Origin of the sequence: Gordonia sp. IEGM753, from assembly GCF_050321825.1 — a bacterium.
In the GTDB taxonomy this organism is placed as follows: Bacteria; Pseudomonadota; Gammaproteobacteria; order Pseudomonadales; family Pseudomonadaceae; genus Aquipseudomonas.
Genome location: NZ_JBNQGB010000007.1, coordinates 316930 through 343605 on the forward strand (window position 1 = coordinate 316930; position 26676 = coordinate 343605).

The window sequence follows — 26676 nt, forward strand, 5'->3', positions numbered from 1 at the left end:
CGCCGTCTTGTTTTTATTGTGCGTGAGTCGATACGTCTTATTTTTATTGTCTTATGCATTGCTTGTTATTGTTCTTGTACCAAACATATAGCAGGGCCCGTGCCAACTTTTGCAAAGCCCAGCAAAACAAGGGGTTTGGCTGGTTGGGAGAGATTTCCGAGGCCCCAAAAAACCGGGGCTTCGTTACCGTAAGCCCCGGCTTCTGTTACGTGAAAAATCTGAGGTAACAGTTTTTTCACATCTTCATCTGTTACCCGCACATTGTGGGGTGACGCTTAGCTCTCGCTTGCGACACCGGTCTTGCGCCGCGGGATACCCAAGCGCTGGCGGCGCTCCCACAGGCATTTGCGGCTGACGCCGAGTTTGCGTGCAAGCTCCGTCTCGGTCATGTGGTCCTGATGCTCAAGCACGAAGTGCTGGAAGTAGTCTTCCAGTGACAGATCTTCGGTCGGCTCGTGGCTGTTGTTACCGGTGCTGTTGCCCTGTTGAGGGGGCAGGCCGATGAAATCATCGTCGTCCAGGTCACTCAGCTCGATATCGATGCCCAGCAGCTCGGCGGAAATCTCCGGGCTCTCGCACAGAATGACCGCGCGCTCTACGGCATTCTCCAGCTCACGAACGTTACCGGGCCAGGCGTAATGACGAATGGCCTGCTCAGCGTCCGGAGCGAACTTAAGATCGGTGCGGTTAACCCGCGCACTTTGCCGAGCCAGGAACGCATTGGCGATTTCGTTGACATCTGCACCGCGCTCGCGCAGCGCCGGCAGTTTCAGGGCGATGACGTGCAGGCGGTAATACAAGTCTTCACGGAACTGGCCGATCTTGGCCAGGCTCTTGAGGTCCCGGTGAGTCGCAGCGATCAAGCGTACGTCGACTTTCTGCGACTGTACCGAGCCGACCCGGCGAATTTCGCCTTCCTGCAAAACGCGCAGCAAGCGCGCTTGGGCCTCGAGCGGTAACTCGCCGATTTCATCAAGAAACAGAGTGCCGCCGTCTGCCGCTTCCACCAAACCGGCACGCCCGGCGCTGGCGCCAGTGAACGCGCCTTTTTCGTGGCCGAACAATTCGGATTCGATCAGGCTTTCCGGAATGGCCGCGCAGTTCACCGAAATCATCGGCGCTTTGGCACGCCGGGAAAGGTTGTGCAGCGCACGCGCCACGAGTTCTTTACCGGTGCCGGACTCGCCCTGGATCAGGACATTGGAGTCAGTCGGCGCAACCTTGCGAATCTTGCTGTAGAGGTCTTGCATCGGCGGGCAAGAGCCGATGATGCCGATCTCGCCATTGCTGTTGTCGACGCTTGGTTTTACCGCACCATTGGCGGCTTTGCCGATGGCAGGTTCGCCGCTGGCTTGCACCGATTGGCGATCACGCAAGATCCGCGCGACGGCTTGCAGCATCTCGTCATGATCGAAAGGCTTGGCGATGTAATCCACCGCGCCCATCTTCATGGAGTCGACTGCCGAACGCAGGCTGGCGTAGCTGGTCATGATCAGCACCGGAGTGCCCTGGCCAAGCTTTATCAGCTCGGTGCCGGGGGCGCCAGGCAGGCGCAGATCGCTGACGATCAGGTCGAACGTGGGAATGGTGAAACGTTCTTGTGCTTCCTGCACGGAACCGGCTTCGCTGACCTGGTACTGATTACGTTCCAACAGTCGGCGCAAGGCGGAGCGGATAATTGTTTCGTCTTCGACGATCAAAATGTGCGGCATTGATTCGATACTCTCGACGGTCTCAGTTCACAGCGGACGTCGCTTCGACATGGCGCGGCAAGGTCACCCGGATTCGGGTGCCGCGCTGGCTTTGAACATCAGCCGGGCTGTCGATGGTGATTTGTCCATAATGCTCTTCAACGATGGAATAGACCAGTGCAAGGCCCAGACCGGTGCCTTCGCCAGGGTCCTTGGTGGTGAAGAAAGGTTCGAACAATCGGTCCATGATGTTCTTCGGAATTCCGGTGCCTTCATCTTCGACGATCAAATCGACCGTGTGTTCAGAGGCTTCGCTCTTGACGCGTACTGCGCTACCCGGAGGCGAGGCGTCGCGGGCGTTCGAGAGCAGATTGATCAACACTTGGGCGAGGCGTTGTGGATCACCTTCAACCCAGTGATCCGGATCGCAGAGGTTATAGAACTGCACCTCGAAATTGCGTCGGTTAAGGGCCAGCAAACCGATTGCGTCCTGGGCCACTTCTGCCAGACAGACGGGCTCGTCGCTGTGCTGATGACTGCCAGCGTGGGCGAAACTCATCAGTGATTGAACAATGCGCGACACACGTTTTGTCTGTTCGAGGATCTGGCCGCTGATTTCTTTCAGTTCGATATCTTCTTCGCGCTCTTCACGCAGGTTTTGCGCAAGGCAGGCGATACCGGTAATCGGGTTGCCGATTTCGTGAGCCACACCGGCGGCGAGTCGGCCGATGCTGGCCAGGCGCTCGGAGTGCACCAGTTTATCTTCGAGCATCTGCGTTTCGGTCAGGTCTTCCACTAGCAACACCAAGCCACTGTTGCCGGGTGCCAGCGGCTCATCGATCGCGGCTTTGTGCAGGTTAAGCCAACGCGTCTGGCCATCCAGCGCCAAATGTTGTTTGTGCAAGTGTTCGTCTGGGAGGTTGATGAAACCCTGCAGCAGCTCTTTCCACGGGTCGGCGATGGTGCTCAGGCGCGAACCGACCACACGCTGCGCCGCGATACCGGTCAGTTCCTCCATGGCTTTATTCCACATGAGGATTTCCTGGTCCTTGGCCAGAGAGCACACGCCCATCGGCAGTTCCTGCAACGTCTGGCGGTGATAACGGCGCAGGGCATCGAGCTCGGCGGCCAGGCCGGTCAGGCGCGAGTGGTAATCCTCAAGGCGACTTTCGATGAAGTGGATGTCTTCAGTAACGTAGTTTTCGCCGCTGGCCTTATAAGGCAGGAACGTCTCGACCATGTCCTGCGCCACACTCGGCCCCATCAGGCCGGAAAGGTTAGCTTCGATGCGGTCACGCAAGCGGCGCAAGGCGTAAGGCCGGCGTTCATCGAAAGGCAGATAAAGGTCGCGCAACGCCTGTTCGACCTCTTTCTGGGCCGCCTTGGCGCCCAACGGCTTGGCCAGTTGCGTGGCGAATTCCTGGGGTGAGGCTGCATGCAGCTCGCGGCGTTGCGGCCGGCGTACGTTGTCTACGGCGCAGGCTTCGGCAGCACTGGCCTCTTCCGAGCTTGCATTGGTGAACAGCGAGATGAGTGTGAACATCAGGACGTTGGCGGCCAGAGACGCAATCGCAGCCATGTGCCAACTGGTGTCGTCCAGCACATAAATCATGTTCAGCAACGGTATATAGAAGCCTTGCAGGTTGCCGACCAGCGGCAGCAGCATGGTGACCAGCCACACCAGGATCCCCGCGAGCAACCCGGCGATAAAGCCACGACGGTTGGCGGTCGGCCAATAAAGAACCGACAGCACGCCCGGCAGGAATTGCAGGGTTGCCACAAATGCGACGATGCCGAGGTTGGCCAGATCCTGCTCTGCACCCAGCAACAGGTAGAAACCGTAACCGGCCATGATGATCGCTACGATCAGTGCCCGGCGCGTCCATTTCAGCCAGCGGTAGATATTGCCTTCGGCCGGTGGCTGGTAAAGCGGCAGCACCAAGTGGTTCAGCGCCATGCCGGACAGGGCCAGCGTGGTGACGATGATCAAGCCACTGGCTGCGGACAATCCGCCAACGTAAGCCAACAGTGCCAGCGCCCTGTTATTGGCGGCGATACCGATGCCCAGTGTGAAATATTCCGGGTTGGTGGTTGCGCCAAGTTTCAACCCTGCCCAGAGAATCAGCGGCACGGCCAGGCTCATCAGCAGCAAAAACAGTGGCAAGCCCCAACTCGCGCTCACCAGCGAGCGCGGGTTAAGGTTTTCGGTAAAGGTCATGTGGTACATGTGCGGCATCACAATCGCCGAGGCGAAGAACACCAGCAGCAGCGTGCGCCACGGACCTTCCTGCAACGGGGTGTGCAAAGCGGCGAGGGCGGTCTGGTTTTGCAGCAGCCAAAGTTCAAGCTGCTGCGGGCCATCGAACACGCCATAGAGCGCGTATAAACCAACGCCGCCAATGGCGATCAGCTTGATCACCGACTCAAAAGCAATCGCGAACACCAGGCCTTCATGCTTTTCGCGGGTGGCAATGTGGCGCGAGCCAAAGAAAATCGTGAACAGCGTAATCAGCGCACAGAAGCTCAAGGCGACACGATGCTGTACCGGTTCGCGCGTGAGGATGCCGATAGAGTCGGCCACCGCTTGAATTTGCAGCGCCAGCAGAGGCAGCACACCGATCAGCATGAAAATGGTGGTCAGCGCACCGGCCCACGTACTGCGAAAGCGAAAGGCGAACAGGTCCGCCAGCGATGACAGTTGATAGGTGCGGGTAATTTTCAGAATCGGGTACAGCAACACCGGTGCCAACAGAAACGCACCTGAGACGCCCAGGTAACTGGATAAAAAGCCGTAGCCGTACTGATAGGCCAGCCCGACGGTGCCATAGAACGCCCAGGCGCTCGCGTAAACGCCCAGCGATAGCGTGTAGGTCAGCGGATGGCGAATGATCGCCCGGGGGATCATGCCCCGTTCACTGATCCAGGCCACACCGAACAGCACCGCCAGGTAGGCGGCGCTGATCAGGATCATCTGGGTCAGGCTAAAGCTCATCGGCATCTTTTTGGCTCTGCAGGATGAAGGTCACGACGATCAGAATCAGCCAGAGCAAATAAGGGCGATACCAGGCGCCTGTGGCGTCGATCCACCAATCCATGATGGCCGGGGAGAACAGATAAATCCCCACTACCAGGAGCAGGACCAAGCGATAGATGTACATCCCGGCCTCTCTTTTTTATGCGCGTGCCCGAAAACGTGCGGCGATGGTAACGGATGGGCGCGCCACTGCAAGCACGATCACTGCAGTTGCGCTTCAGGCAGGCACAGTGTGCGCGGGATCTGAGACGCATCCCAGTGGACGATGCCCCAATCGAGCACTTCGCGCGCACTGGCATAAGAAAGTTCTGCGCCTGGATTTTGCCCGAGTGCTCGCAGGGCGCGCAGCAACAGCGGTGTCGCCTGGTCTTCGGTTAACGGTGGTGAACGGTAGGATTTGCCGAGCTTGTTGCCATCGGGCTGGGTAATCAGCGGGATGTGCAGGTAGCGTGGTTGCGCCAGGCCAAGCAGTTCCTGCAAATACAGCTGACGCGGTGTGGAGTCCAGCAAGTCGGCGCCACGCACGATATCGGTGACACCTTGCCAGGCATCGTCCAGCACCACCGCCAGTTGATACGCGTACAGCCCGTCGCGACGACGGATCACGAAATCCCCGACATCCCGGCCCAGATGCTGTCGGAACTCGCCCTGCACACGGTCTATAAAATGGTATTCGAGTTCGGGGACACGCAAGCGAATAGCGGCGTTGTCCGTGCCATGGCCAGCGTTGCGGCAGAGGCCCGGGTAAATCCCGTGATAAGGCTCAAGTTCCTTGCGCGAACAGGTGCAGGCATAAGCAAGGCCATGACTGAACAAGCGATTGAGGACCTCGGCATAGGCATCGTGGCGATCGCTCTGGCGGACCATCTCGCCATCCCACTCGAAACCATAGCTTTCCAGCGCCTTGAGAATGGCCCGTTGAGCACCAGGTTCTTCACGTGGCGGGTCGAGGTCTTCCATGCGCATCAACCAGCGGCCACCCACCGAGCGGGCGTCGAGGTAGGAGGCCAGCGCGGCGACAAGCGAGCCAAAGTGCAGATGACCACTTGGCGTGGGAGCAAAGCGCCCGATGTAGGAGGTGGCAGTCATGAGTGCGATGTTACTTTTCCAGGCTTGGGCCAGCCCCCTGTGGGAGCGAGCATTCGCGCGAAGGGGCCGTCAGCCCCAACATTAATATTGCCTGATACACCGCTTTCGCGAGCAGGCTTGCTCCCACAGGTTGTCTCGTCTGACAAATTGCAGAAACAAAAACGGAGCGTTCGCACGCTCCGTTCTGGTTCAAGTCGCTATTACTTGCCGACTTGCTTTTCCTTGATTTCCGCCAAGGTCTTGCAATCAACACACATATCGGCGGTAGGACGGGCTTCCAGTCGCTTGACGCCGATTTCGACGCCGCAAGACTCGCACCAGCCATATTCTTCGTCTTCGATCAGTTGCAGCGTCTTGTCGATCTTCTTGATCAGCTTGCGCTCGCGGTCGCGGGCGCGCAGCTCGAGGCTGAATTCTTCTTCCTGGCTGGCACGATCTGCCGGGTCAGGGAAGTTGGCCGCTTCGTCTTTCATGTGATCAACAGTACGGTCGACTTCCTGCATCAAGTCCTGTTTCCACTTGTTCAGGATCTTGGTGAAGTGAGCGCGCATAGGCTTGCCCATGTACTCCTCGCCCTTCACTTCTTTGTAGGGTTCGAAGCCGCTGATCGACTGGTTTTGCTGTTGCTTTGCTTGGGTGGGCATGAAATGGACCGCCTCTACTCTTGTAATCCATTGCGCAGGATTGCTCCATCACCGGCACCTGCCGGCCCTGCGGCTGCAAGCGGGCGAACTTACCAGATCAAATCGGAGCGCGCTACTCCCGGATGTCGAGGCGGCGCTGCGAGGCGCTTGCAAATCATTGCAAACCCTTGTCTGGTGGCGATGGAGACCTGATCAAATATTGATTTTAGTCAAACCTGGGACACACGCTTCAGTCGTTTGAGACCAGAGTTATAAGGCTGTGACCGCTTTAGGCTCTCGCTCGTTCCGGCGCTTGGGTAGAATCGTTTTTTTTATTCTGTTGAAGGAAGGCTAATGGCTCAGCCCTACAGTGCCCGCAGTCGCGCTATCGAACCTTTTCATGTCATGGCGTTGCTGGCGCGGGCAAATGAACTGCAAGCGGCCGGCCACGATGTGATTCATCTGGAAATCGGCGAGCCGGATTTCACCACTGCCGAGCCGATCATTCAGGCCGGGCATGCAGCGCTGACTGCCGGTAAAACCCGTTACACCGCTGCCCGTGGTATTCCCGAACTGCGCGAGGCCATCTCCGGTTTCTATCAGCAGCGCTACGGTTTGAACATCGATGCGCAGCGAATCCTCATCACCCCAGGTGGTTCAGGCGCGCTGCTGCTGGCCAGTGCATTGCTGGTGGATCCGGGCAAGCATTGGTTGCTGGCCGATCCGGGTTATCCGTGCAACCGGCATTTTCTGCGCTTGGTTGAAGGTGCGGCGCAGCTGGTTCCGGTAGGGCCGGAGGTACGTTACCAACTGACGCCAGACCTGGTGGCCAGGCATTGGGACCATGACAGCGTCGGCGCTTTGGTGGCGTCGCCTGCCAACCCGACCGGGACCCTTCTGACGCGTGACGAACTGGCCGGTTTGTCTGCGGCAATCAAGGCGCGCCACGGTCATCTGGTGGTGGATGAGATCTACCATGGCCTGACCTACGGCACGGATGCGGCCAGCGTGCTGGAAGTGGACGACAGTGCTTTTGTCCTCAACAGTTTTTCAAAATATTTTGGAATGACCGGGTGGCGGCTGGGCTGGTTAGTGGCGCCGCAAGCAGCGGTGGGTGAGTTGGAAAAACTCGCGCAAAACCTCTACATCAGCGCACCGAGCATGGCGCAGTATGCAGCGCTGGCCTGCTTTGAACCCGCCACCATCAATATTCTTGAGGAGCGTCGCGCAGAATTTGGTCGGCGTCGCGACTTCCTGCTGCCAGCCCTTCGAGCGCTGGGGTTCGCCATTGCGGTCGAGCCTGAAGGTGCCTTCTATTTGTACGCCGATATCAGCCAATTCGGCGGAGATGCCTTCGCGTTCTGCCGGCATTTTCTTGAAACAGAACATGTAGCCATCACGCCGGGACTGGATTTCGGGCGGTATCAGGCAGGTCATCACGTGCGATTTGCGTACACCCAAAGCCTTCCACGCCTGCAAGAGGCGGTCGAGCGAATTGCTCGTGGGTTAAAGAGCTGGCAAGGCTGATGCGTTTTAATCCTCCCCTCGAAGAAGGACGTCTGATTCGCCGTTACAAGCGTTTTCTTGCGGATATCGAAACCGTTAGCGGCGAGTTGCTGACCATTCACTGCCCTAACACGGGTTCGATGCTCAATTGCCAGGTAGAGGGCGGACAGGTTTGGTTCAGCCGTTCCAATGACCCCAAACGCAAGCTTGTGGGCACATGGGAAATCGGCGAAACCCCGCAAGGACGTTTGTTTTGTGTGAATACAAATCGGGCGAACGGGTTGATCGAAGAGGCGCTACGCGCTGGCGTCATAACCGAACTGAGTGGATTCACCGAGCTCAAGCGGGAAGTGGCCTACGGTCAGGAGAACAGCCGCATCGATTTTCGCCTCGATTACCCGAATGGGTCGGCGTATGTGGAAGTAAAGAGTGTCACTTTAGGTTTTGACGGTACGTCGGTGGCTGCGTTTCCTGATGCCGTTACCCAGCGTGGGGCCAAGCATTTGCGAGAATTGGCGCATTTGGCGCGGGACGGGATTCGCGCAGTCCAGTTGTATTGCGTCAACTTAAGCGGGATTGACGCTGTGCGTCCGGCAGAAGAAATCGATTCAGCCTACGCGGCGGCGCTGCGCGAGGCGGTGGCGTGCGGAGTTGAAGTGCTGGCCTATGGCGTGCAGTTGAACCATGAGCAAATGGTGGTCGATCGGCGTCTGGAGGTTTTGCTCAACGGCTAGAGGCCAATCCAGATCCCTTTTGCGTCTTCGCGGCAGGCCACTGCGCTGAGGGATTTGCCGGCGCACGGGCCGGCGACGCATTCGCCGTCTTCAATCAGAAACAATGCGCCGTGAGTCGCGCATTGTATCAGGCTGTTGCTGGGGTCCAGAAACTGGTCGGGCTGCCATTCCAGTGCAACGCCACGGTGCGGACAGCGGTTGATGTAGACATAAACCCGGCCGCCACGGCGCACGGCAAAGAGTTTTTGCCCTTCGATGTCGAACCCACGACTGCTGCCATCGGACAGTTCAGCGCCGTCACACAGAAACTTCATGTCTATCCTCAGATGCCGGTTCGTGTCGTAGGAGATGTCCGTACTTGACGTGCAAATGCAAACAATTATCAAATGCCCGCTTCGTCCGTGGACTGCGTATTCCAGGCGCCAAGGATACTTGGCCTGTCTGCTCGATGTCCGGGAAATACCTTAAAGGAAGCTGTTTATGCGCTTGAGTACCCGATTCGTTGCGCTGTGTATCGGTTTTCTCGTCAGCCTTCATGCCGTCGCTGCCGAACTGCCGCAACGCTGGGTCAGCGCCGGCGGCGCCCTGTCGGAGTGGGTCAGTGCGTTGGGCGGGGAGCCAAAACTGGTCGGTGTGGATACCACCAGCCAGCACCCGGACACGCTCAAGTCGCTGCCAAGCATCGGTTACCAGCGTCAACTGTCGGCGGAGGGCATTTTAAGCCTGCGTCCGCAAATACTGGTCGGCACCGAAGAGATGGGGCCGCCGCCAGTGCTGTCGCAAATCCGCAATGCGGGTGTGCAGGTCGAGTTGTTCTCGGCTCGGCCTGATTTGCCAACACTGCAGGCTAATTTGCAGCATCTGGGTAAGCTGCTCGGTGCTGAAAATCAGGCTGCACAGCTGTTCCAGTCTTATCAAGAGCAATTGGACCAACAAAAAATTCGCCTTGAAAAGTCTCAGTCGACGGGCAAGTCACCGGGCGTTTTAGTACTCATTGGGCATGCGGGCGGCAAACCTCTGATCGCCGGTAAAGACACGGCGGCCGACTGGCTGTTGCAGCAGGCAGGTGGACACAATCTGGCGACACACACTGGTTACAAGCCGTTTTCCGTTGAGTCGATGGTCGGCCTGGATCCACAGGTGCTGGTGTTTGCCGACCGCGCGTTGACCGGTGATGCGGCGAGGGCCGCGTTGTTCAAGGAGAATCCGATGCTGTCCTCGACCCGCGCAGCTAAGGAAGGACGAGTCCTGGAGATTGATCCAACCTTGCTGGTGGGAGGGTTAGGCCCACGGTTGCCCGAGGCGGTGAAAAAACTTGCGGATGGTTTGTACCCAGGCATTGCCGGCCAATGACTGTTCTGGTTAAGCCGCGAACCTTGTTCATTGGCTTGAGTGCACTGTGTTTGCTGGCGACCTGGTTATCGTTGGCGTTGGGGCCGGTGAGCCTGCCATTGCTCGACACCTTGCGCGCATCGCTGCGCATGATCGGCCTGCCAATTGCCCCTGATGGATTGGAACAGGCTGAGTTGATCCTCGGCCAGATTCGTTTGCCGCGGACCTTGTTGGGGTTGGCGGTGGGCGGCGTGTTGGCGCTGTCGGGCGTCGCGATGCAGGGTTTGTTCCGCAACCCATTGGCGGATCCCGGGTTGGTAGGCGTTTCCGGTGGTGCGGCACTGGGCGCTGCGATTGCGATTGTCGGCGGCTCGGTGTTTGGAGGGCTGCCCGAATCCGTTGGGCCTTATTTATTGTCGTTGTGTGCGTTTCTCGGCGGGCTCGGCGTAACAGCGATTGTCTATCGGTTGGGTCGGCGTAACGGGCGAACCGATGTGGCGACCATGCTGTTGGCCGGGCTGGCCTTGACGGCGCTGGCGGGCGCGGTCGTGGGACTGTTCACCTACCTGGCCGACGATACGACCCTGCGCACGCTGACCTTCTGGAACCTGGGCAGCCTGAACGGTGCCAGTTATTCGCGACTCTGGCCGTTACTCCTGATAAGTGCCGGCGTGGCGCTGTGGTTGCCACGGCGGGCGAACGCGCTGAATGCGTTGTTGCTGGGAGAATCGGAGGCCGGTCACTTGGGCATTGACGTCGAAGCGCTGAAGCGGGAGTTGGTATTTTGCACCGCGCTGGGTGTGGGTGCAGCTGTGGCCGCGGCGGGGATGATCGGTTTTGTCGGCTTGGTAGTGCCGCATCTGGTGCGCCAGCTATCCGGTCCGGATCATCGAGTGCTGCTGCCGGCCTCGGTGCTGGCCGGTGCCAGTTTGTTACTGTTCGCCGATTTGGTGGCACGATTGGCCTTGGCGCCAGCCGAGCTGCCGATCGGAATCGTCACGGCCATGATCGGTGCGCCAGTCTTCCTGTATTTGCTGCTTCGAGGGCGCGCCTGATGTTGCGAACGCAAAATCTGCAAATCACTCGCGGTCGCAAAATCGTGCTATCGGACATTACGCTTGAACTCAAACCGGGCGAGGTGTTGGGAGTACTCGGCCCTAACGGTGCAGGTAAAAGCACGTTGCTCGGTGCGTTGTGTGGTGAGTTGCAGCCTGATCAGGGAAGCGTCTGGTTAGGTGAGCGCCATTTAGCACAGTGGGCCGGGGCATTGCGGGCGCAGCGTCTGGCGGTGCTGCCTCAGGTTTCGACGCTGGATTTTGGCTTTCGTGTCGAGGAAGTCGTCGGCATGGGGCGGTTGCCCTATCAAAGTGGCCGGGTTCGGGATGGCGAAATCATCGCGTCCGCTTTGCAGGCCGCCGACGCCGGGCATTTAAGCGGACGCAGTTATCTGGCGTTGTCCGGTGGTGAACGGCAGCGGGTGCATCTGGCACGAGTGTTGGCGCAGCTATGGCCGGGTGAGGCAGGGCAGACTTTGTTGCTGGATGAGCCGACGTCGATGCTCGACCCACTGCATCAGCACACCACGTTGCAAGCGGTACGAGAATTCGCCAATCGCGGTGCAGCGGTATTGGTGATCCTGCATGATCTGAATCTGGCAGCGCGCTATTGTGATCGTATCTTGCTGCTTGAAGGCGGGCGGCCGATTGCGCTCGATACACCAGAGCAGGTATTGCGTCCGGAGCCGTTAAAAGCAGTGTTCGGGCTGGAAGTGCTGGTGCAGTCGCATCCGGAGCGTGGGCATCCGCTGATCATCGCCCGTTGAGCTATTGATAGAGGTGAGGCATGCGCGCGATTTTCGTTCTGGCTCTATTGCTGCTGAGCGCCTGCCAGCATGTTGCCACGCCGCCGCCGATCACCGGTCAGATTCGCGACTTGCACAACGGTCAGACGCTGACACCGCAGGAACTGCTTGTGCGGCTGGCCAAACCATCGCGGCTGATCGTCGGTGAGCAGCATGACAATGGCGATCATCATCAGCTGCAATTGTGGTTGTTGAAGTCACTGGGCGAGCAGCGACCTCAAGGCAGCCTGTTACTGGAAATGTTGACGCCCGATCAACAAGTGCGCGTCGATGACGTGCGCCGTGCATCGACGCCGCCGATTGATGTGTCCTCCGCCCTGGCCTGGCAGTCCGGTTGGGACTGGAATCTTTACGGGCCGATCGTCCGTTTCGCCCTTGCTCAACCATATCCATTACTGGCCGCCAACCTGGACTCGCAGGAAGTGCGCTCTTTCTATGCCAGGCCTCCAGCGTTGAGTGGTTCGCGCTCGAATGCGCGGTCGGTCAAGGAGGAGCTTTTGGCACAGATAAGCGGCGCTCATTGCGGCTTGTTACCCCTTTCGCAAATGCCAGCAATGCTTGCCGTGCAGCAGCAACGAGATCGGCGCATGGCCGAAAGACTGTTGTCGGCACCCACTCCTTCACTGTTGTTTGCCGGCGCATACCACGCACGCAAGGATGTGGGTGTGCCGCTGCATGTGCTTGATCTGGGTGAACCCGAGGCACCCACAGTATTGATGCTGGCGCAGGAGGGTGGGGAAGTCACGCCCGCCATGGCGGACTATGTCTGGTACACCCCTGCAACCCTGGCCCCGGATTATTGTGCGCAAATGCGTAAGCAGTTCGGCAAATAAAGGAAGTATTTTTCTACGGGCAAAAAAAGACCCGGCAAGAGCCGGGTCAAATAACCGTGATTAGCCTGATGAGGAGATATCTGAGAGTCCGAACCAAGGGCTTTTCAAATATCGACCAGTCTCGCGACCAGTTGTGATAATCATAGCGATTCTCATTACCATGTCAACCGCTGTTTTTTCATTTATTTCAGAATCGCCCTTGGGTCGCCTGGAAGCCCCGTGAACGCCGGGTTTTAAGCTGATTTGCCGAGGGTGCTCAGCTGTATGATCTGCTGGTTCAGCAAGCCAATACGTCTGGCCATGCTCTCGATCAGGCTGTGTGCGATCTTCGGGTTGCTTTGGGTCAGGCTGAGAAACTGGTCTTTGGGGATCAACATGAGGGTGCTGGGTTCGCTGGCGACGACCGTGGCGTTGCGTTTCTCGCCGGTGAACACTGCCAGGGCGCCGAAAATCTCGTCCTTCGCAACATCCCCCACTTTAAGCCCGTCGACAAAAGCTTCGGCATGGCCTTCGACAATAACGAACACGTGATCGGCATCGTCGCCCTGTTGGATCAATACCTCGCCACCGGCCACCCGTTTGAATCCGTTTGTGCTGCGAAACTCGGGTTGTTTCAGGCGTGCTACCGCGTCGGCCAGCAAGCTGTTTTGACCCATCAGATACTGCAGCAATAACTCTGAGCGCTCCGGGTCTGCATAAATGTGCTGGAAAACCTCGGACCGCAGATAGGGCGTTAACGTCAGCGGGCTGGTGCTGCGCAAGTCATGGCGTGGCAACTGCGCGCCCTGATGCAGGCCGACCAGATCGCCTTCGTGTAAATAGAACAAGGCGCGCTGATTGACGTACCCCTGCAGCAATCCGTTTTCCAGCATAAATAACTGATCGTCGGGCAATGAGGCGGCCAGGTCATCGACGGCAGAAAACTCCAACGCTGCACTGCAAGGGGCCAAACCCGCCAACAGTCGCGCGGGGATGTTCTGCAATCGGTTGATCAATGCATCGGCGTAGGCCGGTTGTTCCCCTAATAAATACATGGCGGATGCGCCCGTTCAGTTCTTGTGGCGGGACGAAATAGCCTCAAGCTGTTTATTCAAGGCTTCCTTGCGCTCGGCGGGAATGTCATTCCAGTGCACATCCATCAGGGCGCCTTCGATCGCATACAACAACACCTTGGATGCACGAAACCCGCGCGTGCGCACGGCCCGATAAGCATCCACCGCCCCCAGTCGCCGCAAGTCCGAGGCACTGTGGATGCCCACGGCATGCAACCACTGTGCTGACGTCTTGCCAAGATTCTTCAGGTGCTGCAGTTCATCATTCATCAAGCCTCCTTGCGACGGCCGAATGGTGCGTGGGCGAGCTTCTGAGGAGTGTAGCCATCAGTAGGAAAAGCGTGATTGTTTGGTCGGTTTTGACGCGAATGCTTCTAAGCGAAGCGTTCGTAGAAGCTGCGAATGCAGTAAGGGAGGGCAGCGCAATCCCCGTTTTCACAGGGCTTGCGTCATGACTGGCAAGTGAAGCGGGGGAGATCAGCGAGTGCGGTAACGCAGCCGGGTACCGAAGTTCATCGACATCAATATCTCGTCGGCACTCAGTTCTGGGGGAAAGTAGGCACCTGAGATTTGCGCGTGAGCCAGGCTTGCGCCTTCAAGGTTTGAATTGCGAAAGTCGATACCGCGCAAGTCTGCAGAACGAAAATATGCGTCGGTAAAGTCGACGCCGTCGGCATTCAACTCGCGCAGATCCAGGCCCCGGAAATCTCCGCCGACCATGTCGACAGACCCTTCTTTTGCGCGTTCTTCGTTGAAACCCTTGATGTCGTCTTTGTGCAGCAAGGCATAAAGCGGCGTGTCGAGAAGTTTGGGCTGGCTCATGTTACATCACCTGTTGGTTTTATGACGCCAGTATAGTGCCACTATTTGACAGCCGTGAAGCCGATGAGGGCGTCACGGCTGAAATACTTGCTTACAGGCCGGGCAGGCGCTGACGGATTTGCGCAACAACCGTGTCGAGCGTGCCGCTTTCATTGGTCTGAACGCGCTTGCTGCAGAGGATTTCTGCTGGCGTCAGCGGCTCGCGATTTTCCTGTTGAGCTGCGATAACGGCCAGGTTGGCGTCGGAAGGATCCGTTTTGTCCGCTTGGCGCAGTGCCAGCCAGCTCTCGATCACTGCTTGTGGCGCATTGCAGTCAAGAATCAGGAACGGTGCCCCCGTAGCTTCGGCGACTTTCGCCGCGCCATCACGTTGATCGCGCTTGAGGTACGTCGCATCGACCACGACCGGGAAACCCGCACGCAGAATCACGGCGGCAATTTCATGCAGGCGGGTGTACGTGGCGGCGCTGGCGTCGGCGCTATAAATACCGGCCTGTGGGTCGTTCTCCACGGTTTGCTCGCCGAACAGGCGCTTGCGCTCTACATCGGAACGCAGGCGGATGGCGCCCAACGCTTCAACCAGGCGCATGGCGACACGGCTTTTGCCGACGGCTGAAACACCGTGGGTAATCGCCATGAAGCGCGAAGGAATGGTGCTATAGCTTTCTGCCAGGTTGGCGTAGTTGCGGTATTGACGCAGGGTGGTGGCGCGCTGCACCGGGTCGGCTTCAGCAGGCATGCTGAAGAGGCTGACCTTGGCGCGAACCAGGGCGCGATAGGCTTTATAGAAGTTGAGCAATTCCAGGCCCTGGTAATCGCCGGTCAACTCCAGGTATTGACTGATGAAACGACGCGCCAGGCTTTTCAAGCCGCGGTCTTCGAGGTCCATCGCCAGGAAACCGGTGTCGGCATACACATCGGTGAAGCGGAACGGTTCGTTGAATTCGATGCAGTCGAAAATCACCACCTTGCCGTCGATCAACGTGGCGTTGCCGAGGTGAATGTCGCCGTGGCATTCGCGAATGAAACCGTCGCTCTTGCGTTGGGCGAACAGTGGCTTGAGGCGTTCGAAGCTGCTTTCAGCCCAGGCTTGCAGCGCATCGAGTTGCAGCAGGTCGGCCTTATCGCTGAGAAACGGGCGGATCTGTTCGAAGTTTTGACGCACAGGCGCCATCACACTGTCCGGAGTGCCCGCTTCGTGTTCGGCAGGTACTTTAGGGGCCGTGAGGTGGAACTGGGCGATTTGCGCGGCCATCTCGTCGATGTGCGCAGTGGTCAATTCGCCATTGGCCTGCAGTGTGCTGAGCAACTGGCTTTGCGGGAACTGGCGCATTTTCAGCGCGTAGTCGATGACGGCACCTTCGCCGCCCAACTGAGGTGCTTCAGCGCTGCCGGTGATGGGCAACACTTCCAGATACAAATCATTGGTCAGACGCTGGTTCAGACGCAGCTCTTCACCACAGAAGTGCTCGCGAGCATCGAGGCTGGTGAAATCGAGAAAACCGAAGTTCACCGGTTTCTTCACTTTATAGGCAAAGGGACCGGTAAGAATCACCCAGGAAATATGGGTCTCGATGACCTGGAACCCGTCTACAGGATGCGGATAAAGGGCAGGGTTTTGCAGGGCAGCGATCAGTGACTGGCTCACAGGCGATCCTTCAGAGTCTGGAAAAATTCAAGGCCGCCATTATGGCTACAAGTCCGCCTGACGCAAACCTCGGAGCGCTCCTGTTGAGTATGAATAAAGTGCGTATAATCCGCCGCCATGACTCGTACTCGATCCCCTCGCACTAAAAAAAAGCCACCTTCCAAGGGCCTGCGCCCTTGGCTGGGCTGGGCCCTTAAACTCAGTCTGGTCGGCCTCGTGGTGCTGGCCGGGTTTGCGGTTTACCTCGACGCAATCGTCCAGGAAAAGTTCTCCGGCAAGCGCTGGACCATTCCTGCCAAGGTGTATGCGCGCCCGCTTGAGCTGTTCACCGGCCAAAAGCTGAGCAAGGATGACTTCCTCACCGAGCTCGACGCCCTGGGCTATCGACGCGAAGCCGTGAGTAACGGCCCCGGCGCAGCGGCGGTCAACGGCAATACCGTCGATTTGAATACCCGTGGCTTCCAGTTCTACGAAGGCCTCGAGAAGGCGCAGCCTGTGCGCGTGCGATTCTCGGGCGACTATGTGGCTGAGCTCTCGGCGACCAACGGTTCGAAGCTTTCGGTGGTGCGGCTGGAGCCGCTGTTGATCGGCGGCATCTACCCGAAAAACCTCGAAGACCGAATCCTGATCAAAATCGATCAGGTACCGCCCTATTTGCTGGAAACCCTGGTCGCGGTCGAAGACCGGGATTTTTATAGCCACTGGGGCGTGTCGCCCAAATCGATTGCCCGCGCCATCTACGTCAACACGTCTGGCGGCAAGATGACCCAGGGCGGCAGTACGCTGACCCAGCAGTTGGTCAAGAACTTCTATTTGACCAGCGAGCGCAGTCTGACCCGCAAGCTCACCGAAGCCATGATGGCGATGTTGCTTGAGCTGCATTACGACAAAAAAGAGATTCTTGAGGCTTACCTCAATGAAGTGTTCGTCGGTCAGGATGGCCAGCGAGCTGTGCACGGTTTCGGTTTGGCGAGCCAGTTTTTCTTTGGGCAACCTCTGTCCGAATTGAAACTGCACCAGGTTGCCTTGCTGGTCGGCATGGTCAAGGGACCTTCCTATTACAATCCTCGACGTAACCCGGAACGGGCGATGGAGCGGCGCAACCTGGTGCTCGATGTGCTTGAGCAGCAAGGCGTCGCAACCGCCGAGCAGGTCGCAGCGGCGAAAAAAATGCCACTGGGTGTAACCACTCGCGGCAAGCTGGCTGACAGTTCATTCCCGGGTTTCCTTGATCTGGTTAAACGTCAGCTTCGCGAAGACTATCGCGACGAAGACTTGACCGAAGAAGGCCTGCGGATTTTCACCAGTTTCGATCCTATCCTGCAGATGAAAGCCGAAGCGTCGGTCAACGACACGTTCAAACGTCTGTCTGGGCGCAAGGGTTCCGAGGATGTTGAAGCGGCTATGGTCGTCACCAACCCGGAAACCGGCGAAGTCCAGGCCATGATCGGCAGTCGGCAAGCAAGCTATGCCGGGTTCAACCGGGCACTGGATGCGGTGCGTCCTATCGGCTCGTTGATCAAGCCTGCGGTTTACCTGACGGCCCTTGAGAAACCAAGCCAGTACACATTGACCAGTTGGCTGTCGGACGACGCGTTCTCGGTCAAAGGCGCGGACGGTCAGGTGTGGAAGCCACAGAATTATGACCGTCGCTCTCACGGTACGGTGTTCTTGTATCAAGGCCTGGCGCATTCCTACAACCTGTCGACTGCACGTCTTGGTTTGGCGGTAGGCGTGCCCAATGTCCTTAAAACGCTGGCTCGTCTGGGCGTAAGCCGTGAGTTTCCGGCGTTCCCTTCGATGTTGCTGGGCGCTGGTGGTTTGACCCCGATCGAAGTCGCGACCATGTATCAGACCCTGGCCAACGGTGGTTTCAACACGCCGATGCGCGGGATTCGTAGCGTGCTGACCGCGGAAGGAGAGCCGCTCAAGCGTTATCCGTTCCAGATCGAGCAGCGTTTTGATCCTGCGTCCATATACCTGATCCAGAGCGCCATGCAGCGGGTAATGCGTGAAGGCACCGGCAGTTCTGTTTACAACGTGCTGCCGAAAACCCTGACGCTGGCGGGTAAAACCGGTACCAGCAACGATTCGCGTGATAGCTGGTTCGCCGGTTTCAGTCAGGATTTGCTGGCAGTGGTGTGGCTGGGGCGCGATGACAATGGCAAGACGCCATTTACCGGCGCCACTGGTGCGTTGCAGGTCTGGACCAGTTTCATGCGCAAGGCTGATCCGTTGCCGCTGGACATGCCGCAGCCAGACAACATTGTTCAGGCCTGGGTTGATTCGCGCACCGGGCAAGGCTCTGATGCCAATTGCCCGGGTGCGGTACAGATGCCGTATATTCGCGGCAGCGAGCCGCCTCCCGGCGCTGCGTGTGGTGGCGAAAGCCCTGCTTCCGGCGAAACGGTGATGGATTGGGTCAAAGGCTGGATGAATTAAGCAAAGAGGGTTTCAAGTGAACAAGTGGTTGATTCCAGCGGTTACCGCCGTGGCTTTGCTCAGCGGTTGCTCCACCGTTCAACGTGGTTCGATCCCGGTTGTGGATTCGGGCAGTGCCGTTTCCAACAGTGAGCGCGTGTCGGCGAATGGCGGTTTCCGTCAAACAACGGTCAAGCGTCCTGCGCAAGGCCAGGCTCAAGCCATTCCCCAAGGTGATTCCGGCGTCGTCGTCATGGTCCCGGGTGGCGGCGCAGTGACGTCGGCACCGATCAGTACTTCGCCGATTACCCCTGGCCCGATTACGCCGGGGCCGATTGATACGTCCCCGGTTCAGTCTGCGCCGATCAATCAAGGCAGCTACAGCATGCCGGCGACGCCAAGCGGTATTCCTTCGGCGAGCACCGGCGGCGGTCTGTCTGCCGATGAACAGCTGGACGGTCCGGTGTTGGCGTTGTTGACCACAGCCCAGCAACAACAGGCCGGCGGCGACCTGAACGGTGCGTCCTCCAGCCTCGAGCGCGCTCAACGTGTCGCTCCGCGTGAGCCGCAGGTGCTTTATCGCCTGGCTCAAGTGCGCATGGCCCAAGGCGATGCGCCGCAAGCCGAGCAGTTCGCGCGTCGTGGCCTGACTTTCGCCAATGGTCGTCCGGATCTTCAGGCCAGCCTGTGGGGGTTGATCGCCCAGGCTCGGGAGAAGCAAGGTGATTCCGCAGGTGCTGCGTTGGCCCGTCAAAAGGCCAAGGTTGCGCTGTGATGGACGCACGCTTTCCAAAGATTGCCGAGCAGTTGTTGTTGATCGAGCGCGAGCTGCGCGTTCAGGGATGGTGGGATGAAGTCTCGCCATCGCTTGAAGCGCTCTCCAGTGTCGAGCCATTTTCGGTCGATACGCTTGATTTCGAGCAGTGGCTGCAATGGATCTTCTTGCCCCGCATGAAGGCGATCCTGGAGCAGGACCTTCCGTTACCCAGCGCGTCGGGCATTCAGGAGATGGCCGAAATGGTCTTCGCCGCCCGTAATGTTCAGGGCAAGGACCGCCAACTTCAGGTGTTGCTCAAAGAGTTCGACCTGCTGATTACGTCTTCCCGCTGACGCGGAAGTCGCCTGAATCTACTGGCAGTTATCCGCAATTTGTTTCTGCGCCTCGGTGGTGCGCTCCTGACGTTGTTGGTCGGTCAGGCGGCGCATCTCACCGTCAACTTCCTCTCTTAATCGCGGATTGTTTTGCAATTGGGCAAGGTTGGTTCGTGCCTGCTCGCAGAACCCCTTGAGTTGGGCCTCTTGCTCGGCGACCTGTTTTTTCACTGTCTTGTCTATCGCCTGTTGGTCGCCAAGCGTTGTGTTGTCCACCGGCGTAGCGGTTTTGCCGACAGGCGGGGCGGGCGTTACGACAGTGGTAGCCTGCTGGCCTTGTGGCGGTTGTGCGTCAAAATGAGTAACGCCCTGCGCATCGACCCATTTATAGATCTGAGCGGCCATGCATAAAGGGCTCAGGCTAATCAGCACGCTGGCGGTGAAGAAGATGATTCGCATGGCGTTTCCTTGTCTTTAGTTGCGCAATTGAAGCTAACACAGTCGCCGTTTACAGGTTTTTTCTTGCGTTCTCATGTGCTTACTAGAATAAAGCACATAGACGACTTGACTTGCAGGGGACGAAACAGAAGAATCCAAAGTCCGCTGTAGAGGGACTGCCAGAAGCAGACCCACTCAGCAGATCATGAGGCGCATATCCGCGCCGACCTGCTACACCCGCAACGCGTTACCTCGCGCTGGGTGGGAAAGCCCCGCAACACTTGGGACGATCCCAATACTTGCTCAGTCAGTGCTGACGTAGTCGGCGACCACCGTCGCTCATGCTCTGCTGGGAAGTAAACCTATTAAGACCCGTCCTCTTTGAAGTGGGCGGTATTCTGGCGTTTTAGAGGTGAACAACGTGGAGCTTTTATCTGGCGGTGAGATGCTCGTCCGCTTTTTGCGTGACGAAGGCGTCAAGTACATCTACGGGTACCCGGGTGGTGCTCTTCTTCATGTCTACGATGCCTTGTTCAAAGAACCGGAAGTGACCCATATTCTGGTTCGTCACGAGCAGGCTGCGACCCATATGGCTGACGGTTATGCCCGTGCCACCGGTAAAGCCGGCGTGGTACTGGTTACCTCCGGCCCGGGCGCAACCAATGCTATTACCGGTATTGCCACGGCCTACATGGACTCCATTCCGATGGTGGTCATTTCCGGCCAGGTGCCTAGCACCATGGTAGGCACCGATGCATTCCAGGAAACCGACATGATCGGTATTTCCCGGCCGATCGTGAAACACAGCTTCATGATCAAGCATGCATCTGAAATTCCGGAAGTCATGAAGAAGGCGTTCTACCTGGCGCAATCCGGTCGTCCTGGTCCAGTCGTTGTCGATATCCCGAAAGACATGACCAACCCGGCCGAGAAGTTTGAATACGTCTTCCCGAAAAAAGCCAAGCTGCGCTCCTACAGCCCGGCGGTCCGTGGTCACTCCGGGCAAATCCGCAAAGCAGCAGAAATGCTCCTGGCGGCCAAGCGTCCTGTGATGTACGCAGGCGGCGGCGTGATTCTGGGGGGTGGCTCGGCGCCGCTGACCGAGTTGGCGAAGATGCTCAACCTGCCAGTGACCAATACCCTGATGGGTCTGGGTGCCTACCCTGGTACCGACCGTCAGTTTATCGGCATGCTGGGTATGCACGGCAGCTACACCGCTAACCTGGCGATGCACCATGCCGATGTCATCCTGGCGGTTGGCGCTCGTTTCGACGACCGCGTAATCAATGGCCCGGCCAAGTTCTGCCCAAATGCCAAAATCATTCACATCGACATCGACCCGGCGTCGATTTCCAAGACCATCAAGGCTGACGTTCCAATCGTTGGCCCGGTTGAAAGTGTCCTGACCGAAATGGTCGCGATCCTCAAGGAGATCGGCGAGACCCCCAACAAGGAGTCCGTTGCCAGTTGGTGGAAGCAAGTGGATGAGTGGCGCGGTGACCGTGGCCTGTTCCCTTACGATAAGGGCGACGGTAGCGTCATCAAGCCGCAAACCGTGGTCGAAACCCTTTGCGAAGTCACCAAGGGTGATGCCTTTGTTGCCTCCGACGTGGGTCAGCACCAAATGTTCGCGGCGCAGTACTACACGTTCAACAAGCCGAACCGCTGGATCAACTCCGGTGGCTTGGGCACCATGGGCTTCGGTTTTCCGGCGGCCATGGGCATCAAGTTGAGCTTCCCGGATGCCGACGTCGTCTGCGTGACGGGCGAGGGCAGCATCCAGATGAACATTCAGGAGCTGTCGACCTGCCTGCAGTACGGTTTGCCGGTAAAAATCGTCATCCTGAACAACGGCGTTCTGGGCATGGTTCGCCAATGGCAAGACATGAGTTATGGCAGCCGTCACTCGCACTCCTACATGGAGTCGTTACCTGACTTCGTCAAGCTGGCCGAGGCTTATGGTCACGTTGGCATGCGCATCACCGACTCCAAGGAATTGAAGTCGAAGATGGAAGAAGCGTTCGCCATGAAGGATCGCCTGGTGGTGCTCGACATTTCGGTCGATACCAGCGAGCACGTCTATCCGATGCAGATCAAAGACGGCTCCATGCGCGATATGTGGCTGAGCAAGACGGAGCGTACCTAATCATGCGGCACATTATTTCCTTGCTTCTGGAAAACGAACCTGGCGCTCTGTCTCGTGTTGTCGGCCTGTTCTCGCAGCGCAACTACAACATCGAAAGCCTGACCGTGGCCCCAACCGAAGACCCGACGCTGTCGCGCCTGACGTTGACCACCGTGGGTCACGATGAAGTCATCGAGCAGATCACCAAGAACCTGAATAAATTGATCGAAGTGGTCAAGCTGGTCGACCTGTCGGAGAGTGCTCACATCGAGCGCGAGCTGATGTTGGTCAAGGTCAAGGCTACCGGTGCCCAGCGCGCCGAGATCAAGCGCACTACCGATATTTACCGTGGACAGATCGTCGATGTCAGCGCCAGCGTGTATACCGTTCAACTGACCGGTACCAGCGACAAGCTCGACAGCTTCATTCAGTCCATCGGCACCGCATCGATTCTGGAGACCGTCCGCAGTGGCGTCACCGGTATCGCTCGCGGCGATAAAGTACTCAGCATCTAAACCAAATTAGCGAATGGCCTGAATGGCCAGGATATAGAGGGGAAATTCATGAAAGTTTTCTACGATAAAGACTGCGACCTGTCGATCATCCAAGGCAAGAAAGTTGCCATCATCGGTTACGGTTCCCAAGGCCACGCTCAAGCGTGCAACCTGAAAGATTCCGGCGTTGACGTCACTGTTGGCCTGCGTAAAGGCTCGGCAACTGTTGCTAAAGCCGAAGCTCACGGCCTGAAAGTGACCGACGTTGCTTCCGCTGTTGCCGCTGCCGACCTGGTCATGATCCTGACCCCGGACGAGTTCCAGTCTGCTCTGTACAACAACGAAATCGAGCCGAACATCAAGAAAGGCGCCACTTTGGCGTTCTCCCACGGCTTCGCGATTCACTACAACCAGGTTGTTCCGCGTGCCGACCTCGACGTGATCATGATCGCGCCGAAAGCACCGGGCCACACCGTACGTTCCGAGTTCGTCAAGGGTGGCGGTATCCCTGACCTGATCGCTATCTACCAGGATGCTTCCGGCAACGCCAAAAACGTTGCGTTGTCCTACGCAGCTGGCGTTGGTGGCGGTCGTACCGGCATCATCGAAACCACCTTCAAGGACGAGACCGAAACCGACCTGTTCGGCGAACAAGCCGTATTGTGCGGCGGTACCGTTGAGCTGGTTAAAGCCGGTTTCGAAACCTTGGTTGAAGCCGGTTATGCGCCGGAAATGGCCTACTTTGAATGCCTGCACGAACTGAAGCTGATCGTTGACCTCATGTACGAAGGCGGTATCGCCAACATGAACTACTCGATCTCCAACAACGCCGAATACGGCGAGTACGTGACCGGTCCGGAAGTGATCAACGCCGAGTCCCGTCAGGCTATGCGCAACGCCCTGAAACGTATTCAGGACGGCGAATACGCCAAGATGTTCATCAGCGAAGGCGCTACCGGCTATCCTTCGATGACCGCCAAGCGTCGTAACAACGCCGCTCACGGTATCGAAATCATCGGCGAGCAACTGCGCTCCATGATGCCGTGGATCGGTGCCAACAAGATCGTCGACAAAGCCAAAAACTAAGTCGCGCACTTGTACGAAAAACGCGGCTTAGGCCGCGTTTTTTCGTTTGGGGTGGCCGGTTCTGGTATAAAGCTGCATCGTTTGCGGCCGAACCGTCGTCCCAAGCACCTGTCGAAACTTTCCACCCCGTTGCAAGGTAATGTCCATGAGCGAACGTCCCGAAGAGCCAAACCAGGCCTCTGACGCCGAAAGCCTACTGCCTATCGATGAGCACATCGAAGAAGGGCACGATGCTGAAGGTCGTAAAGTCCGGCATCGTGGTATCTATCTTCTGCCGAATCTCTTCACCACTGCGAACCTGTTTGCAGGGTTTTATTCCATCATCAACTCGATGAGTGCCCAAGCCGCATTGAGTGCCGGTGATTCGGTGAATGCGAGCAAATACTTCGCTTTTGCCGCCATCGCGATCTTTGTCGCCATGGTGCTCGACGGTCTTGATGGCCGCGTTGCCCGCATGACCAATACCCAAAGTGCCTTCGGTGCCGAGTACGACTCGCTATCGGACATGGTCGCGTTTGGCGTGGCACCAGCGCTGCTGGCGTTTGGCTGGGCCTTGGGTGACATGGGCAAGGTGGGCTGGATGGTCGCCTTCATCTATGTGGCGGGTGCCGCATTGCGTCTGGCGCGTTTCAATACGCAAGTCGGTACTGCGGACAAACGCTACTTTATTGGCCTGGCTAGCCCTGCGGCGGCGGGTGTGGTTGCGGGGATTGTCTGGGCGTTCAGTGATTATGGAATCCAGGGCTCCAAGATGTCTTTCCTGGTTGCGCTGATGGTGGCGGCGGCCGGCATGCTGATGGTCAGCAACATCAAGTACAACAGCTTCAAGGAGCTGGATCTGAAAGGGCGCGTACCCTTTGTGGCAATCCTCGCTGTGGTATTGGTGTTTGCCGTAGTGTTCAGTGACCCTCCACGTATCTTGCTGCTGGTTTTTCTCGCCTATGCGGCATCCGGGCCTGTTCAATACCTATTACGTCTTCGTCGGCACAAAAACGCCGAGTGATGTAATTTCCCCCATACTCCGCAGTCTATTGGTGCATCTGTCCTCCAATGCTGCGGAGTTGCCATGCTGATCAAAATCCCCAAAGCGTCTGACTGTCACGGGTCGGATGTCACGCCTGAATCTGTCTATCTGTCTCGACGCAATGTGCTGGGTGCCACCCTTGCGGGTTTGGCTGTGAGCAGTTTGCCACGTTGGGCCAGCGCTGAAGACGCCGCGCGCTATGCGGATGTCGAGGCAGGCAACGCACCGTCCTGGTTTACCGAGAAGCTGCCTTCCACCAAATGGGGGGCGGTAAACGTAAAGGATGAGGCGATCACTCCATTTAAAGACGCGACCCATTACAACAACTTCTATGAGTTCGGTACCGATAAAGGTGATCCTGCTGCGAACGCCGGCGCCTTGAAAACCGAACCCTGGAGCGTGGTGATTGACGGGGAGGTGAGTAAGCCAGGGCGTTATGCGCTCGAAGACTTCATGAAACCTTATCAGTTAGAGGAACGGATCTATCGGCTGCGCTGTGTCGAGGCTTGGTCGATGGTGATTCCGTGGATTGGTTTTCCCATCTCGGCATTACTGAGTGCTGTCGAGCCGACCTCCAAGGCAAAGTTTATTCGCTTTGAGACCCTGCAAGACCCAAAGACCATGCCAGGGCAACGCTCTGGTTTCGCCTTGATCGACTGGCCTTATGTCGAGGGCTTGCGTCTGGATGAGGCAATGAACCCGCTGGCGATTCTCGCTGTGGGTATGTATGGACGTGAGTTGCCCAATCAAAATGGGGCGCCGTTACGTCTGGTTGTGCCTTGGAAGTATGGCTTCAAGAGCGTCAAATCCATTGTGCGTATAAGTCTGGTCAGCGAGCAGCCGAAAACTACTTGGCAGAGCATCGCCGCCGATGAATATGGTTTTTACGCAAATGTGAACCCGACTGTTGATCACCCTCGCTGGACTCAAGCGCGAGAGCGGCGTTTGCCAAGCGGTCTGTTCAAGCCCAATGTACGGGACACGCAGATGTTCAACGGGTACTCGGACGAAGTTGCTTCTTTATATACAGGGCTCGATCTGCGGAAGAATTACTGATGCGTTACCCGTTTTGGCGTATCGGGGTGTTTATGGCTGCGGCGATCTGGCCAATTCTTTGGCTGTATCAAGCCTGGGCGGATGCGCTTGGGCCTGATCCGGGTAAGGTGCTGGTTGACCGCTTGGGGCTGGGGACGTTGGTTCTATTGCTGATCACGCTAAGTATGACGCCACTACAAAAGCTCACTGGGTGGGCGGGCTGGATTTCAGTCCGGCGGCAACTGGGTCTCTGGTGTTTTGCCTATGTCGTATTGCATCTGAGTGGGTACACGGCATTTATCCTTGGGTTCGATTGGTCGCAACTGGGTGTCGAGTTGCGCAAGCGGCCATACATTATTGTTGGCGCGCTCGGGTTTCTCTGTTTGCTGGCGTTGGCGGTGACGTCCAATCGCTACAGTCAGCGGCGTTTGGGTTCTCGCTGGAAGAAGCTGCATCGGTTGGTCTATGTGGTTTTGGGGCTCGGCCTGCTGCATATGTTGTGGATTGTTCGAGCTGATCTGAAGGAGTGGGCTGTCTATGCCTCTATAGGTGCGCTGCTATTAGTGCTGCGCCTGCCGCCTGTAGCCCGCCGAATCCCGCGTTTAACGGCTAAAAAGGCGCCTTCTGCAAGAAAGGTGTAATTAGGTGTTGACGGGAAATCCTGGACGTCTATAATTCGCCCCACTTCCGGCGCAGTCGAAACGGAAAACTCCTTGGTAAACAATGAGTTACGCAG

Annotated in this window: 26 protein-coding genes; 15 read left to right on the forward strand and 11 right to left on the reverse strand. The window is 57.6% G+C overall.

Annotation, left to right across the window (positions count from 1 at the left end; translation table 11 throughout):
* Positions 1-275 precede the first annotated feature (275 nt).
* The 5 genes from ACQR3R_RS27135 to dksA all read right to left on the reverse strand — a co-directional run bounded on the left by ACQR3R_RS27135 (position 276) and on the right by dksA (position 6458).
* Positions 276-1712 (reverse strand): sigma 54-interacting transcriptional regulator, encoded by a 1437-nt coding sequence (locus tag ACQR3R_RS27135; RefSeq protein WP_428277182.1) that lies wholly within the window; start codon positions 1710-1712, stop codon positions 276-278.
* Positions 1713-1734: 22 nt separating this feature from the next.
* On the reverse strand, positions 1735-4683 hold the full coding sequence (locus tag ACQR3R_RS27140; protein ID WP_428277184.1) for an ATP-binding protein: 2949 nt from the start codon (positions 4681-4683) through the stop codon (positions 1735-1737).
* Entirely contained in the window at positions 4673-4849 is a 177-nt protein-coding gene (locus ACQR3R_RS27145; protein WP_003176118.1) for a hypothetical protein, read from the reverse strand. Before ACQR3R_RS27145 ends, ACQR3R_RS27140 begins: the two co-directional genes overlap by 11 nt.
* A 77-nt stretch (positions 4850-4926) precedes the next feature.
* Positions 4927-5814, reverse strand: coding sequence for a tRNA glutamyl-Q(34) synthetase GluQRS (gluQRS, locus tag ACQR3R_RS27150; protein ID WP_428277187.1), 888 nt, complete (start codon positions 5812-5814; stop codon positions 4927-4929).
* Between the two features lie 200 nt (positions 5815-6014).
* Positions 6015-6458: an RNA polymerase-binding protein DksA gene (dksA, locus tag ACQR3R_RS27155; protein WP_030130357.1), complete on the reverse strand. Its 444-nt coding sequence runs from the start codon at positions 6456-6458 to the stop codon at positions 6015-6017.
* 333 nt (positions 6459-6791) lie between these two features.
* Here dksA and ACQR3R_RS27160 point away from each other — a divergent pair, with 333 nt between their 5' ends.
* Complete coding sequence (locus ACQR3R_RS27160; RefSeq protein WP_428277190.1) at positions 6792-7964, forward strand: pyridoxal phosphate-dependent aminotransferase; 1173 nt, start codon at positions 6792-6794, stop codon at positions 7962-7964.
* On the forward strand, positions 7964-8677 hold the full coding sequence (gene sfsA, locus ACQR3R_RS27165) for a DNA/RNA nuclease SfsA (protein ID WP_428277192.1): 714 nt from the start codon (positions 7964-7966) through the stop codon (positions 8675-8677). The genes ACQR3R_RS27160 and sfsA overlap by 1 nt, the downstream gene beginning before the upstream one ends.
* On the opposite strand, the gene ACQR3R_RS27170 is transcribed toward sfsA, so the two are convergent.
* Positions 8674-8991, reverse strand: coding sequence for a Rieske 2Fe-2S domain-containing protein (locus tag ACQR3R_RS27170; protein WP_428277194.1), 318 nt, complete (start codon positions 8989-8991; stop codon positions 8674-8676). The genes sfsA and ACQR3R_RS27170 overlap by 4 nt on opposite strands.
* Positions 8992-9157: 166 nt before the next feature.
* Here ACQR3R_RS27170 and ACQR3R_RS27175 point away from each other — a divergent pair, with 166 nt between their 5' ends.
* The 4 genes from ACQR3R_RS27175 to ACQR3R_RS27190 are packed head-to-tail and all read left to right on the forward strand — an operon-like array spanning position 9158 to position 12703.
* Positions 9158-10030: an ABC transporter substrate-binding protein gene (locus ACQR3R_RS27175; protein ID WP_428277196.1), complete on the forward strand. Its 873-nt coding sequence runs from the start codon at positions 9158-9160 to the stop codon at positions 10028-10030.
* A complete protein-coding gene (locus ACQR3R_RS27180; protein WP_428277197.1) occupies positions 10027-11064 on the forward strand; it encodes an iron chelate uptake ABC transporter family permease subunit in 1038 nt (345 codons plus the stop codon). The genes ACQR3R_RS27175 and ACQR3R_RS27180 overlap by 4 nt, the downstream gene beginning before the upstream one ends.
* Positions 11065-11108: 44 nt before the next feature.
* Complete coding sequence (locus tag ACQR3R_RS27185; RefSeq protein ID WP_428277229.1) at positions 11109-11831, forward strand: heme ABC transporter ATP-binding protein; 723 nt, start codon at positions 11109-11111, stop codon at positions 11829-11831.
* Between the two features lie 20 nt (positions 11832-11851).
* Complete coding sequence (locus tag ACQR3R_RS27190) at positions 11852-12703, forward strand: ChaN family lipoprotein (RefSeq protein ID WP_428277199.1); 852 nt, start codon at positions 11852-11854, stop codon at positions 12701-12703.
* A 233-nt stretch (positions 12704-12936) separates the two neighbouring features.
* Here ACQR3R_RS27190 and ACQR3R_RS27195 read toward each other — a convergent pair whose 3' ends face one another.
* From ACQR3R_RS27195 to ACQR3R_RS27210, 4 genes are all read right to left on the reverse strand, one after another.
* Positions 12937-13737 carry a cyclic nucleotide-binding domain-containing protein gene (locus ACQR3R_RS27195; RefSeq protein WP_428277201.1) on the reverse strand — a complete coding sequence of 267 codons (801 nt, stop codon included), beginning with the start codon at positions 13735-13737 and terminating at the stop codon, positions 12937-12939.
* 15 nt (positions 13738-13752) lie between these two features.
* Positions 13753-14025, reverse strand: a complete 273-nt coding sequence (locus ACQR3R_RS27200) for a TfoX/Sxy family protein (protein ID WP_007971093.1) — start codon at positions 14023-14025, stop codon at positions 13753-13755.
* Between the two features lie 207 nt (positions 14026-14232).
* Positions 14233-14577 carry a pentapeptide repeat-containing protein gene (locus ACQR3R_RS27205; RefSeq protein ID WP_428277204.1) on the reverse strand — a complete coding sequence of 115 codons (345 nt, stop codon included), beginning with the start codon at positions 14575-14577 and terminating at the stop codon, positions 14233-14235.
* 91 nt (positions 14578-14668) lie between these two features.
* On the reverse strand, positions 14669-16225 hold the full coding sequence (locus ACQR3R_RS27210; protein ID WP_428277206.1) for an AAA family ATPase: 1557 nt from the start codon (positions 16223-16225) through the stop codon (positions 14669-14671).
* A gap of 117 nt (positions 16226-16342) precedes the next feature.
* On the opposite strand from ACQR3R_RS27210, the gene mrcB reads away from it, so the two are divergent.
* Genes mrcB through ACQR3R_RS27225 form a run of 3 tightly spaced genes read left to right on the forward strand, consistent with a single transcriptional unit; the run spans position 16343 to position 19756 of the window.
* On the forward strand, positions 16343-18667 hold the full coding sequence (mrcB, locus tag ACQR3R_RS27215; protein ID WP_428277208.1) for a penicillin-binding protein 1B: 2325 nt from the start codon (positions 16343-16345) through the stop codon (positions 18665-18667).
* Positions 18668-18683: 16 nt separating this feature from the next.
* Entirely contained in the window at positions 18684-19421 is a 738-nt protein-coding gene (locus ACQR3R_RS27220) for a tetratricopeptide repeat protein (RefSeq protein WP_428277210.1), read from the forward strand.
* Positions 19421-19756, forward strand: coding sequence for a YqcC family protein (locus ACQR3R_RS27225; protein ID WP_428277211.1), 336 nt, complete (start codon positions 19421-19423; stop codon positions 19754-19756). The genes ACQR3R_RS27220 and ACQR3R_RS27225 overlap by 1 nt, the downstream gene beginning before the upstream one ends.
* Before the next feature lie 18 nt (positions 19757-19774).
* Here ACQR3R_RS27225 and ACQR3R_RS27230 read toward each other — a convergent pair whose 3' ends face one another.
* A complete protein-coding gene (locus ACQR3R_RS27230; RefSeq protein WP_428277213.1) occupies positions 19775-20197 on the reverse strand; it encodes a DUF4124 domain-containing protein in 423 nt (140 codons plus the stop codon).
* Between the two features lie 400 nt (positions 20198-20597).
* On the opposite strand from ACQR3R_RS27230, the gene ACQR3R_RS27235 reads away from it, so the two are divergent.
* The 6 genes from ACQR3R_RS27235 to msrQ all read left to right on the forward strand — a co-directional run bounded on the left by ACQR3R_RS27235 (position 20598) and on the right by msrQ (position 26581).
* A complete protein-coding gene (locus ACQR3R_RS27235) occupies positions 20598-22322 on the forward strand; it encodes an acetolactate synthase 3 large subunit (RefSeq protein WP_428277215.1) in 1725 nt (574 codons plus the stop codon).
* A 2-nt stretch (positions 22323-22324) separates the two neighbouring features.
* Positions 22325-22816 (forward strand): acetolactate synthase small subunit, encoded by a 492-nt coding sequence (gene ilvN, locus ACQR3R_RS27240; protein WP_003176102.1) that lies wholly within the window; start codon positions 22325-22327, stop codon positions 22814-22816.
* 48 nt (positions 22817-22864) lie between these two features.
* Positions 22865-23881, forward strand: a complete 1017-nt coding sequence (ilvC, locus tag ACQR3R_RS27245; RefSeq protein WP_093419457.1) for a ketol-acid reductoisomerase — start codon at positions 22865-22867, stop codon at positions 23879-23881.
* 145 nt (positions 23882-24026) lie between these two features.
* Positions 24027-24884, forward strand: coding sequence for a CDP-diacylglycerol--serine O-phosphatidyltransferase (gene pssA, locus ACQR3R_RS27250; protein WP_007948646.1), 858 nt, complete (start codon positions 24027-24029; stop codon positions 24882-24884).
* A 63-nt stretch (positions 24885-24947) separates the two neighbouring features.
* The gene (gene msrP, locus ACQR3R_RS27255; RefSeq protein ID WP_428277219.1) at positions 24948-25961 is read left to right on the forward strand and encodes a protein-methionine-sulfoxide reductase catalytic subunit MsrP; all 1014 of its coding nucleotides are present in this window, start codon (positions 24948-24950) and stop codon (positions 25959-25961) included.
* Positions 25961-26581 (forward strand): protein-methionine-sulfoxide reductase heme-binding subunit MsrQ, encoded by a 621-nt coding sequence (gene msrQ, locus ACQR3R_RS27260; protein ID WP_428277221.1) that lies wholly within the window; start codon positions 25961-25963, stop codon positions 26579-26581. Before msrP ends, msrQ begins: the two co-directional genes overlap by 1 nt.
* The last annotated feature ends 95 nt before the right edge of the window (positions 26582-26676 follow it).

What these genes read in the sequence shown, in the direction of transcription:
- ACQR3R_RS27205 (WP_428277204.1), bottom strand. Translation starts at nt 14,577, where the DNA reads ATGAGCCAGCCCAAACTTCTCGACACGCCGCTTTATGCCTTGCTGCAC.
- ACQR3R_RS27140 (WP_428277184.1), bottom strand. Translation starts at nt 4,683, where the DNA reads ATGAGCTTTAGCCTGACCCAGATGATCCTGATCAGCGCCGCCTACCTG.
- ACQR3R_RS27230 (WP_428277213.1), bottom strand. Translation starts at nt 20,197, where the DNA reads ATGCGAATCATCTTCTTCACCGCCAGCGTGCTGATTAGCCTGAGCCCT.
- msrQ (WP_428277221.1), top strand. Translation starts at nt 25,961, where the DNA reads ATGCGTTACCCGTTTTGGCGTATCGGGGTGTTTATGGCTGCGGCGATC.
- mrcB (WP_428277208.1), top strand. Translation starts at nt 16,343, where the DNA reads ATGACTCGTACTCGATCCCCTCGCACTAAAAAAAAGCCACCTTCCAAG.
- ACQR3R_RS27170 (WP_428277194.1), bottom strand. Translation starts at nt 8,991, where the DNA reads ATGAAGTTTCTGTGTGACGGCGCTGAACTGTCCGATGGCAGCAGTCGT.
- sfsA (WP_428277192.1), top strand. Translation starts at nt 7,964, where the DNA reads ATGCGTTTTAATCCTCCCCTCGAAGAAGGACGTCTGATTCGCCGTTAC.
- dksA (WP_030130357.1), bottom strand. Translation starts at nt 6,458, where the DNA reads ATGCCCACCCAAGCAAAGCAACAGCAAAACCAGTCGATCAGCGGCTTC.
- ACQR3R_RS27145 (WP_003176118.1), bottom strand. Translation starts at nt 4,849, where the DNA reads ATGTACATCTATCGCTTGGTCCTGCTCCTGGTAGTGGGGATTTATCTG.
- ACQR3R_RS27200 (WP_007971093.1), bottom strand. Translation starts at nt 14,025, where the DNA reads ATGAATGATGAACTGCAGCACCTGAAGAATCTTGGCAAGACGTCAGCA.
- ACQR3R_RS27180 (WP_428277197.1), top strand. Translation starts at nt 10,027, where the DNA reads ATGACTGTTCTGGTTAAGCCGCGAACCTTGTTCATTGGCTTGAGTGCA.
- ACQR3R_RS27225 (WP_428277211.1), top strand. Translation starts at nt 19,421, where the DNA reads ATGGACGCACGCTTTCCAAAGATTGCCGAGCAGTTGTTGTTGATCGAG.
- gluQRS (WP_428277187.1), bottom strand. Translation starts at nt 5,814, where the DNA reads ATGACTGCCACCTCCTACATCGGGCGCTTTGCTCCCACGCCAAGTGGT.
- pssA (WP_007948646.1), top strand. Translation starts at nt 24,027, where the DNA reads ATGAGCGAACGTCCCGAAGAGCCAAACCAGGCCTCTGACGCCGAAAGC.
- ilvC (WP_093419457.1), top strand. Translation starts at nt 22,865, where the DNA reads ATGAAAGTTTTCTACGATAAAGACTGCGACCTGTCGATCATCCAAGGC.
- ACQR3R_RS27135 (WP_428277182.1), bottom strand. Translation starts at nt 1,712, where the DNA reads ATGCCGCACATTTTGATCGTCGAAGACGAAACAATTATCCGCTCCGCC.
- ACQR3R_RS27175 (WP_428277196.1), top strand. Translation starts at nt 9,158, where the DNA reads ATGCGCTTGAGTACCCGATTCGTTGCGCTGTGTATCGGTTTTCTCGTC.
- msrP (WP_428277219.1), top strand. Translation starts at nt 24,948, where the DNA reads ATGCTGATCAAAATCCCCAAAGCGTCTGACTGTCACGGGTCGGATGTC.
- ACQR3R_RS27160 (WP_428277190.1), top strand. Translation starts at nt 6,792, where the DNA reads ATGGCTCAGCCCTACAGTGCCCGCAGTCGCGCTATCGAACCTTTTCAT.
- ilvN (WP_003176102.1), top strand. Translation starts at nt 22,325, where the DNA reads ATGCGGCACATTATTTCCTTGCTTCTGGAAAACGAACCTGGCGCTCTG.
- ACQR3R_RS27195 (WP_428277201.1), bottom strand. Translation starts at nt 13,737, where the DNA reads ATGTATTTATTAGGGGAACAACCGGCCTACGCCGATGCATTGATCAAC.
- ACQR3R_RS27190 (WP_428277199.1), top strand. Translation starts at nt 11,852, where the DNA reads ATGCGCGCGATTTTCGTTCTGGCTCTATTGCTGCTGAGCGCCTGCCAG.